Origin of the sequence: Phenylobacterium sp. (genome assembly GCF_035276905.1) — a bacterium.
GTDB lineage: Bacteria > Pseudomonadota > Alphaproteobacteria > Caulobacterales > Caulobacteraceae > Phenylobacterium.
This window is the reverse complement of sequence record NZ_DATELG010000029.1, coordinates 1-9,491: the sequence shown is the minus strand read 5'-3', so window position 1 is coordinate 9,491 and position 9,491 is coordinate 1. Positions and strand designations below refer to the sequence as shown.

The window sequence follows — 9,491 nt, the reverse complement described above, 5'->3', positions numbered from 1 at the left end:
CATCCCTCAACAGGACAGGCTGGCTTTAGTCTGCGTAGTTCTTGACGAGTTCCCACAAATTCCAGCCCAGCAAAAAAACCAGGCCGTATTCATGGTGTCTTCAAGAGACCGCAGTCACAGTCAGTAGTCATTGCGATGAGCCAAAACTCATCCGCCAGACCACCGCCGCCTGCGTTTCTCTTTCCAATCTACAATGTCAAAGACCCGATCGACTTCCGCCGACCCCACTGTTTTTCGCCGGTGGCCGGCGGAGGCGGCTATCTAGTGGCCGGCCTCTTTGGTGTCAATCGGTCGTTTCCGACTTTTTCGCCCCGCCATCCGGTCCGGATTTTGGCGCAAAAAACGCTGCGGGCCGCCGAGGGGCTTCCCTCACTAGTCCGTCGCGATTCGATTGAGGCTCGGGAAAATACCCATCTGTGGGGAAAAATCAAGCGCCTTTCAGCGCCGTTTTCCCTCCAGCGGGTCCCGCCCGGAGCGGAGGCGGCTTCTAGGCCCCAGCTTTCGGGGAGTCAACCGCCGGCGAAGGAATTTCCGGGGGCCCGTGCAAAGCGCCGGGCGTCACGCCCCTCTCGCCTTGCCGCCGCGCGCCACCTATTAAGGGGCTGGTGTGCTCGATCTGAAGTTCGCTTGCATCTGGATCATGCGCCGAGCGACCTTCAGATCTAAAAGCACACTAGAAGACAAAGACTTAGCTAGTGTCCCGATTCCGAAGTTCGTCCGAGGCCGCCACAGGCGCATGCGAACTTCGGAATCGGGACGCTAGAGAGGAATTGCACCGGAATGCTCTCGCAGAAAGCCCGTTACGCCTTGCGCGCCCTGGTCGAGCTCGCCCGAACCAACGGCGCGCAACTCACGTCGGGGGAGCTTTCCACCCGCGCCGACGCGCCGCGGAAGTTCCTGGAGGCGATCCTGCTCGAGCTGTCGCGCAACCACCTGGTGATCAGCCGCCGCGGCAAGTTCGGCGGCTACACCCTGGCGCGCGATCCGGCCGAGATCAGCTTCGCCGAGGTCATCCGGGTGATCGACGGCCCGCTGGCGCTGGCGCCCTGCGTCAGCAAGCGGATGGGTTTCCGCAAGTGCGACGACTGTCCGGACGATCCGGCGCTCTGTTCGCTGCGCGAGGCCCTGCGCCGGGCGCGCGACGCCACCGCCGAGGTGCTGGAAGGCTACAGCCTGGCCGCGGCGGCGCGGACCGGCGGTGCGCTCGAGGCGCTCGAGAACACGTCCTCCACCTGAGCTTGCCGAAAGACGGAACGGGCGGGGAAGTCCCCCTTCCCCGCCCTGCCGGCGGGCGGCCGGCGTCCAGCCCTCCATGCGGAGGGGAACTTCAGCTCGCGGCGATGTAGGACTTGAGCCCTTCCGCCTCGGCTTCGACCTCGGAGATCTTCCACTTCACCAAATCGCCGATCGAGACCAGGCCCACGAGCCGCTCCTTGTGGCAGACCGGCAGGTGACGGATCCGGCGATCGGTCATGGTGTTGAGCAGCGCATCGACCGTGTCGCCCGGCGCGGCGAAATGCACGTCGCGGGTCATGCAGTTCCCGACCGGCTCGGCCAGGGCCTGGGCCCCGCGTTCCGCTACGATGCGGACGATGTCGCGCTCGGAGACGATGCCGGCCACCTGCCCCCCGGCGTCGAGCACCACCAGGGCGCCCACGCCCCGCCCGTTCAACAGGGCCGCCACGTCGGCGATGGTCTCGGCGGGGGTGGTGGTGAACACCAGGTCCCCCTTCCGCTTGAGGATCTGTGACACAAGCATCAGCGTTTCTTCCCGTTTCTGGAAGAACAGCGTTGCGCAATTTCAGAAGCGAATCAAAGCACGCGGACGTGAGGCCGCTTATCGGCGTCCCGCGAGCAGGGCGAATGGGCCGATCAGCACCAGGCCCGAGAAGAAGCCGGCCAGATGCGCCTCCCAGGCGATCCCCGCCCCGCCGCTGCCGGGGACCCAGGCGCCGCCCAGCACGCCGATCAGCAGGTTGATCGCCAGCAGCGCGCCGCCCATGCCCAGCACCGGCGACGACAAGAGCCCGCCCAGCCGTCCGCGGCCGCCGATCAGCCTCGCCACCGCGCCCATCAGGCCGGAGACCGCGCCGGACGCGCCGACGATCCCCTCCTCGCTGCCGGGATGCAAGGCGGCGAAGCCCAGGTTCCCCAGCGCGCCGCACAGCAGATAGAAGGAGAAGAAGGCGAAGACCCCCTTGGCGGAGTCGCCCAGATAGCGCGCCAGGGGGGTGGCGAAGGCCAGCGCCATGGCCGCGTTGGTGATCGCATGCGCCCAGTTGCCGTGCAGGAAGATGGCGGTGAAGACCGTGCGCCACTCCCCGCCCCTCAGCGCCGCGGGGGCGAAGATCCACGGCTCGATCTGGCTCGGCGACAGCTGCGCCTGCAAGGCGTAGCCGCCGATGATCAGGGTGACCAGCGCCATCGCCGGCCAGGGCGCGTTGAACACCGGCTCGTGCGCCGGCCGGCGGTCGGGCGTCGGCCCGTCCGGATAGCCGCGACGCGGATCGTTGGAGGTGTCCTGAAAGAGACTGGCCAGCATCGTCCCAACGTTTATGCCTTCTTGGCCTCCGGCGCGAGACTTCGCCGTCGTCCAGCCTTACACACGACACTCCGGGCGGCCCTGCTGCCCAAGGAACGTACGCAGGATGGCGGACCGCGACGGAATCGCCCGCCCGCGTCGTGTTCTGGATTCAGAATCAGAAACGCGTACTGATCGCAAAACCGGCGCCCATCGCCGACGAAAGCGCTTTAGGGACTTCACCTTTCCATGATCCGCATCTCGAGGACCGGCGCGACGATCGCCGCCGCCGCCGCGCTGCTCCTCGCCCCGGTCGAGGCGCTCGCCCAGGCCTCCGCGCCTGCGTCCGTCCAGTCGCCTGCGGCGGCGGCGCGCGCCGCCTGGCCGCAGGCGAGCTCCGACCTCCAGCCCGATCCGGCGATCCGCTTCGGCCAGCTGCCCAACGGCATGCGCTATGCGATCCGCCGGCAGACCATTCCGGCGGGCCAGGGGTCGCTCAGGCTCTGGATCGGCGCCGGCGCCCTGGAGGAGAGCGACGCCCAGCAGGGCCTCGCCCACTTCCTCGAGCACATGGCTTTCAACGGCTCGAAGGGGGTCAAGGAAGGCGACATGATCCGCATCCTGGAGCGCCTGGGGCTGGCCTTCGGGCCGGACACCAACGCCTCCACCGGCTTCGACGAGACGGTCTACAAGCTCGACCTGCCGCGGACCAATCCGGAGACGCTCGACACCTCGCTGATGCTGCTGCGCGAGACCGCCAGCGAGCTGACCATCGCGCCACAGTCCGCCGACCGCGAGCGCGGCGTGGTGCTGTCGGAGGAGCGCGCCCGCGACACCCCCGGCTACCGCATCGTCAAGCAGCGGCTGGCCTTCCTGCTCAAGGACCAGCGGCTCCCCGAGCGGATGCCGATCGGCAAGGTCGAGGTGCTGAAGACCGCGCCCGCCTCGCTGGTCGCCGACTTCTACCGCGCCTACTACCGGCCCGAGCACGCGGTGCTGGTGGCGGTCGGCGACTTCGACCCCGACCAGATGGAGGCGAAGATCCGGGCCCGGTTCGGCGACTGGCGGGCGAGCGCGCCGGCCGGCGCCTATCCCGATCTCGGCGCGGTCAAGCCGCGCAGTACGGAAGCCAGGCTGGTGATCGAGCCCGGCGCGCCGTTCAGCCTGCAGCTCGCCTGGATGGCGCCGCCCGACCTTTCCGCCGACAGCAAGGCCAAGGAGCGCCGGCAGGTGATCGATCAACTGGGCCTGGCCGTGCTGAACCGGCGCTTCTCGGCCCTGGCGCGCGGGACCGACCCGCCGTTCATCGGCGCCGCGGGCGTCAAGTTCGACCAGAACCGCTCCGCCGAGATCGCCCTGATCAACGTCAGCGCCGAGACCGACCGCTGGCGCCCAGCGCTGGCCGCCGCCGACGCCGAGCAGCGGCGCATCGTCCGCTACGGCGTGCGCAAGGACGAGCTCGACCGCGAGATCGTCGAGATGCGCGCGCGTCTGGCCACGGCCGCGCAAGGCGCCGCCACCCGCCGCCCGGCGGAGCTGGCGGACGAGATCGTGGGCTCGCTGAACGACCAGCAGGTGGTGACCAGCCCGGCGCAGGACCTGGCGCTCTTCGAGGAGATCGTGAAGGGGCTGACGGTCGGCGAGGTCAACGCCGCGCTTCAGCACGCCTTCGCCGGCGGCGGGCCGCTGCTGTTCGCCGCCTCGCCCAAGCCCATCGAGGGCGGCGAGGCGACGCTGCTGGCCGCGCTGGCGGAGTCCCAGAAGGCGGCCGTCGCCCCGCCAGCCGCGCCGGCGCAGATCGCCTGGCCCTACGCCAGCTTCGGAACCCCCGGCAAGGTCGCCGAGCGGCGCAACGTCGAAGACCTGGGCGCGGTCTTCGTGCGCTACGCCAACGGCGTGCGTCTGACGGTCAAGCCGACCAAGTTCCGCGACAAGGAAGTGCTGCTGCGCGTCAACGTCGGCCACGGCTTCATCGACCTGCCGGCCGACCGCCAGGCGACCACCTGGGCCGGCAACGCCTTCATCGAGGGCGGCCTGAGGAAGATCACCAGCGAGGACATGGAACGGGTGCTGGCCTCCAAGGTCTACGGCGCCCGCTTCGGCGCCGGCGACGACGCCTTCGTGCTGTCGGGCGAGACACGGACCCAGGACCTCTTGACCGAGCTGCAGGTGCTGGCCGGCTACGTCTCCGATGCGGGCTGGCGGGCGGAAGCCTTCCAGCGGCTGAAGGCCAGCGGCAAGACGATCCACGATCAGTACGAGGCCACCGACTCCGGCGTGCTCGCCCGCGACCTCGGCGGCGTCCTGCACGGCGGCGATCGGCGCTGGACCTTCCCCTCGCGCGAGGAGATCGCCGAGGCCAAGGTCGCCGATCTCAGGGCCCAGGTCGCGCCTTCGCTCGCCAAGGGGTCGATCGAGGTGGTGGTGGTGGGCGATGTCAAGGCGGACGAGGTGATCGCCGCCGTCGGCCGCACCTTCGGCGCCTTGCCCCCGCGCCCGGCGCCGCAGCTCGCCCCCGCCGAGGCCCGGCGCACGGGCTTTCCCGCGCCCAATACGGAGCCGCAGGTCCTGACCCACAAGGGCCGGGCCGACCAGGCGATCGGCTACATCGCCTGGCCCACCGCCGACATCTGGGCCGATCCGCAGCGCGCCTTCGCCACCGCCGTGCTGGGCGAGGTGATCCGCACGCGGCTGACCGAGCAGCTGCGCGAGGCGGAGGGGGCCACCTACAGCCCCTCCGTCGCCTACAGCCACAGCCTGACCTGGACCGGCTGGGGCTATCTCGCCGCCAGCGTCGAGGTGCCCCCGGAAAAGCTGCCGGCCTTCTTCGACGACGTGGCGAAGATCGCCGCCGACCTGCGCGCCAGCCCGATCAGCGACGACGAGCTGGCCCGCGCCAAGCAGCCGCGGCTGGAGAACATCCTGCGCGCGCGGGTCACCAACCAGTATTGGCTGTCCGAGCTCTCCGGCGCCCAGGCCGATCCGCGCAAGCTGCAACTGACCCGCGACATCGTCGCCGACACCGAGAAGGTGACCGCGGCCGAGCTGCAGCAGATCGCCCGGACCTTCCTGCGCGACGAGACGGCGTTCAAGCTGATCGTCCGGCCACAGGGACAGTGAGGAGATGGATCGTCGCTGACGCTTCCCGTTTGGGGGACCTCTGATTCCGCTGGCCAGCCTGGGCCGCGCTCGGTAGGCACGCGCTCCACCTCCACCGTAAGCACCGGACGCGCTCGTTTATGCGCCAACTGAAGGCCATCCTTTCCGCCGTCGTCCTCGCCGGCCTGGCGGCGAGCGCCGCGCGCGCCGACACCGGAAAGGTCGCGCTGACCTTCGACGACCTGCCGGCGCTGACCCTCCTGCCCGACCAGCCCTATGTGAACTATCTCAACGAGATGCTGCTCAGGGGCCTGAAGCGCCACCGCCTGCCGGCGATCGGCTTCGTCAACGAGAGCAAGCTCGACGAGATCGACCGGCGGCAGCAGATCGCCAACCTCGAGAAATGGCTCGACGCCGGCATGAACCTCGGCAACCACACCTTCAGTCACGAGGATCCCAAGACGCTGGGCGCGGCGGGCTACGTCCAGGACATCGCCAAGGGCGAGCCGGTGACCCGCAGCCTGCTGCAGAAGCACGGCAAGTCCCTCGGCTGGTTCCGCCACCCTTATCTGGAGACCGGCTTCCCCGAGCCGGTGAAGCGACAGATCGACGGCTGGCTGGCGGGCCATGGCTACCGGATCGCCCCGGTCACCATCGACGCCGACGACTGGGAGTTCGCCGAGCCCTACGACGACGCCATCGCGCGCCATGACGAGTTCCGGCGCAAACGGATCAAGCAGCAGTACCTGAACTACACCGAGCGCACGATCGCCTGGTACCAGGACGCCTCGAACGGGCTGTTCGGCCGGCAGATCGCCTTCGTCATGCTGCTGCACGCCACGCGGCTGAACGCCGATTCCATCGACGACCTGGCCCGGATCCTCAAGCGGCGGAAGCTGAAAGGCGTGACGCTGGAAGAGGCGATGAAGGACCCGGCCTATCGCCTGCGCGACCCCTATGTCGGCCCCGACGGCATCGACTGGATGGAGCGCTGGGCCAAGGAGATGCACAAGGATCTGCCCTGGGACAGCTGGCAGGACCCGCCGGCGCAGATCGCCCAGGAGTACGACCGCACGAACAACGACCGGCGTTAGGTCCCCCGCCGCAGCGGGGCGCCAGGCGATCAGAGCGGCTTCAGGTCCCGGGCGAACCGCTTCCAGTTCTCGACGTAGCCGCGCGCGCTGCCGGCCAGCATCTCGAGCTGCGCCGGCGAGACCTCGCGCACCACCTTGCCCGGCGCGCCCATCACCAGGGAGTTGTCGGGGATCTCCCTGCCCTCGGGAATCAGCGCCTTCGCGCCGATGATGCAGTTTCTTCCGATCCGGGCGCCGTTGAGGATCACTGCGCCGATTCCGATCAAAGAGCCGTCGCCGATGTCGCACCCGTGCAGCATCGCCTGGTGGCCTATGGTGACGTTGGCGCCGATCATGAGGGGCGAGCCCAGATCAGTGTGAAGAACGCAGCCGTCCTGAACGTTGCTGTTCTCGCCGATCACCATCGGATCGTTGTCTCCGCGCAGGGTGCATCCCCACCAGATCGAGGCGTTCTTCTTCAGGATAACTCGCCCGATCACGGACGCGGTGGGCGCGATCCAATATTCGTCATCATTTGGTAGCTCAGGCGTCACATTTCCCAAACTATAAATCGGCATTCCCTAGCCCCTGAACTGGTTGGTCGGCCTGGATTTAACGGATCCGAAAGCACGCTACGATCATTCTAGTCAGGCGATTCGAGCGGGCCACCACCTTCTCGAAAGCCGCTGCGGACCGGGTCCCGGTCCGCGTCTCGCGCTGGACGGAGTTGATGGCGCTGAGTGGGTTTTCACCTCGGACGGCGACGTCCGATCGCACTGGACCCGACGGACCATGTGGTCCGGCACGCCGCTTCCGTTCCTCTACTGACCAGGTCGAAGGGCGCTCCATGACGGAGTCGCCCTTTTTTCATGCCCCCACGGAGGCTTTTGATGAGCAAGCGAGCCATGAAGCGACAGCTGCGCGAAGGGTCTTTCGACGCCGGTCAATTCGAGGCGGATGATAAAATCCGCCGCTTGCCGGTCGATCGCGGCTGGTCGCCCCTGGCTCATCACAACGACGACCGCGACCAGGCCTATCTGAAGACCATCAAGGCCAAGTCCATCGGCCAGCAGCAGCTGATAAAGGCCATCGACGAGAAAAACCTCGTCCTGGCGCTCGGCCCCGCCGGCACCGGCAAGACCTATCTGGCGATCGCCAAGGCGGTCGAGGCGCTGGAGAGCGGCCGCGTCGGGCGCATCGTGCTGTCGCGCCCCGCGGTCGAGGCCGGCGAATCGATCGGTTTCCTGCCGGGCGAGATGGAGGACAAGCTCGCCCCCTACCTGCGCCCGCTCTACGACGCGCTCTCCGACCGGCTGTCGATGAAGCGCGTGCGGGCGCTGATGGCCGAGGGCGCCATCGAGATCGCGCCGGTGGGCTTCATGCGCGGCCGCACCCTGAACAACGCCTTCGTGGTGATCGACGAGGCGCAGAACTGCACCTACGTCCAGATCAAGATGCTGCTGACCCGCCTGGGCTGGCACTCGACCATGGTGGTCACCGGCGACCCCAACCAGTCGGACCTGCTGCCGGAGCTCTCGGGCCTCGGCCCGGTCGCTGAGAAGCTGGAAGCCGTCGGCAACATCGCCGTCGTCCGCCTGGCCGACCGCGACATCGTCCGCCACCCGCTGGTGGCCGAGATGCTGGGCGTCCTCTGACGGCTGCGCCTTCTCTTCGCCCGGCGGGGAGAAGGCGCGGAACCTCCGCGCGCCCCAGGGCTTGATCGGGCGGAGGTGACGATGAGCCCCAACACCCCCGACACCGAGCCGGCCCCGGTCCCGGTCGCCACCGGTGACCGGCGCGAAGAGGTCCACTTCGAGCCGGACCCTGGCCAGCTGGTCGTCGCCAAGCACCTGGTGAAGCCGGACGCGCCGTTGCCGCTCGACGTGACCTCGGAGCGGGACGACGACGTCGCCGCGACGGAGACCGACGTCCCGCCGGTCGAGGACGTGCTGGTCGCGCCCGAGACGCCGTCGGTCTGGGATGCGCGCCCGCTCGCCGAAGACAGCGACATTTCGACCCCACGTTGAAGTTTCGCGCCCCCGCGCCTTGCGGGGATCCGTCGCCGCGCCTAGATAGTTCGGAAGCCTAACTAACGACTCCCCAAAGTCGCCGTCTGAGACGCATGAGCACCGCCACCCGGACCGCGCCTGACGCCCGCAGCGTCGTGGCCCTCGCCGATCATCTGCGCCCGGCCCTGCTGCGCCTGTCCCGCCGCCTGCGCAACGAGGCGCTGAAGAGCGGCCTGTCGGCGCAGGACGCCATCATCCTTGGTCTGGTGAAGAATCGGCCCGGCATCGGCGTCAGCGGCCTGGCCGAGGCGGAGCAGACCTCGAAGCCGACGATGAGCGGCCACGTCAAACGCCTGGAGGCCGACGGCCTCGTGACCCGGATGATCGACGCCGACGACGCGCGCCGCTGCGGCCTTAGCCTGACGCCGGCAGGCGTGCGAAAGCTCGAGCAGATCCGCGCCCAGCGCAACGACTTGCTGGCCAAGCGCCTGGCCCGGCTGGAGCCGGCCGAGCGCCAGCAGATCGCCGCCGCAGCCGCCGCCCTCCTGAAGCTGGCGAGCGCCGACTGATGGGCGACGGGACCTTCGATCCGCGCCTGACCCTGGCCGAACCGCCGACGTCCAAGGGGCGGCGCACCTGGATCGTGCCGGCGATCATCGGCACGGCGCTGCTGATGCAGTCGCTGGAATCGACGGTGATGTCGAACGCCCTGCCGAGCATCGCCCGCGCCCTGCACGAGGAGCCTCTGCGGCTCAACATGGCCATCACCATGTTCCTGCTGGCCTCGGC

At 68.7% G+C, this 9,491-nt stretch carries 9 protein-coding genes and 1 pseudogene; 7 read left to right on the top strand and 3 right to left on the bottom strand.

Annotated features, from left to right (window positions below; translation table 11 throughout):
• The first annotated feature begins 780 nt into the window (after positions 1-780).
• Positions 781-1,236 carry an Rrf2 family transcriptional regulator gene (locus VJS38_RS01095; protein ID WP_324086309.1) on the top strand — a complete coding sequence of 152 codons (456 nt, stop codon included), beginning with the start codon at positions 781-783 and terminating at the stop codon, positions 1,234-1,236.
• 91 nt (positions 1,237-1,327) lie between these two features.
• Here VJS38_RS01095 and VJS38_RS01090 read toward each other — a convergent pair whose 3' ends face one another.
• Together VJS38_RS01090 and VJS38_RS01085 are read right to left on the bottom strand one after the other, a co-directional pair.
• On the bottom strand, positions 1,328-1,759 hold the full coding sequence (locus VJS38_RS01090; RefSeq protein ID WP_324086308.1) for a CBS domain-containing protein: 432 nt from the start codon (positions 1,757-1,759) through the stop codon (positions 1,328-1,330).
• Between the two features lie 78 nt (positions 1,760-1,837).
• Positions 1,838-2,542 (bottom strand): rhomboid family intramembrane serine protease, encoded by a 705-nt coding sequence (locus tag VJS38_RS01085; RefSeq protein ID WP_324086307.1) that lies wholly within the window; start codon positions 2,540-2,542, stop codon positions 1,838-1,840.
• 228 nt (positions 2,543-2,770) lie between these two features.
• Here VJS38_RS01085 and VJS38_RS01080 point away from each other — a divergent pair, with 228 nt between their 5' ends.
• Together VJS38_RS01080 and VJS38_RS01075 are read left to right on the top strand one after the other, a co-directional pair.
• The gene (locus VJS38_RS01080; RefSeq protein ID WP_324086306.1) at positions 2,771-5,641 is read left to right on the top strand and encodes an insulinase family protein; all 2,871 of its coding nucleotides are present in this window, start codon (positions 2,771-2,773) and stop codon (positions 5,639-5,641) included.
• 119 nt (positions 5,642-5,760) lie between these two features.
• Entirely contained in the window at positions 5,761-6,714 is a 954-nt protein-coding gene (locus VJS38_RS01075) for a polysaccharide deacetylase family protein (RefSeq protein WP_324086305.1), read from the top strand.
• A gap of 29 nt (positions 6,715-6,743) precedes the next feature.
• On the opposite strand, the gene VJS38_RS01070 is transcribed toward VJS38_RS01075, so the two are convergent.
• A complete protein-coding gene (locus tag VJS38_RS01070; protein WP_324086304.1) occupies positions 6,744-7,271 on the bottom strand; it encodes a gamma carbonic anhydrase family protein in 528 nt (175 codons plus the stop codon).
• A gap of 291 nt (positions 7,272-7,562) precedes the next feature.
• Here VJS38_RS01070 and VJS38_RS01065 point away from each other — a divergent pair, with 291 nt between their 5' ends.
• From VJS38_RS01065 to VJS38_RS01050, 4 genes and pseudogenes are all read left to right on the top strand, one after another.
• A complete protein-coding gene (locus VJS38_RS01065) occupies positions 7,563-8,348 on the top strand; it encodes a PhoH family protein (protein ID WP_324086303.1) in 786 nt (261 codons plus the stop codon).
• Between the two features lie 81 nt (positions 8,349-8,429).
• On the top strand, positions 8,430-8,720 hold the full coding sequence (locus VJS38_RS01060) for a hypothetical protein (RefSeq protein WP_324086302.1): 291 nt from the start codon (positions 8,430-8,432) through the stop codon (positions 8,718-8,720).
• A 95-nt stretch (positions 8,721-8,815) separates the two neighbouring features.
• Positions 8,816-9,271, top strand: a complete 456-nt coding sequence (locus tag VJS38_RS01055) for a MarR family winged helix-turn-helix transcriptional regulator (protein ID WP_324086301.1) — start codon at positions 8,816-8,818, stop codon at positions 9,269-9,271.
• Positions 9,271-9,491: pseudogene (locus VJS38_RS01050) on the top strand (hypothetical protein); the annotation flags it as partial. The gene VJS38_RS01055 and the pseudogene VJS38_RS01050, both read left to right, overlap by 1 nt.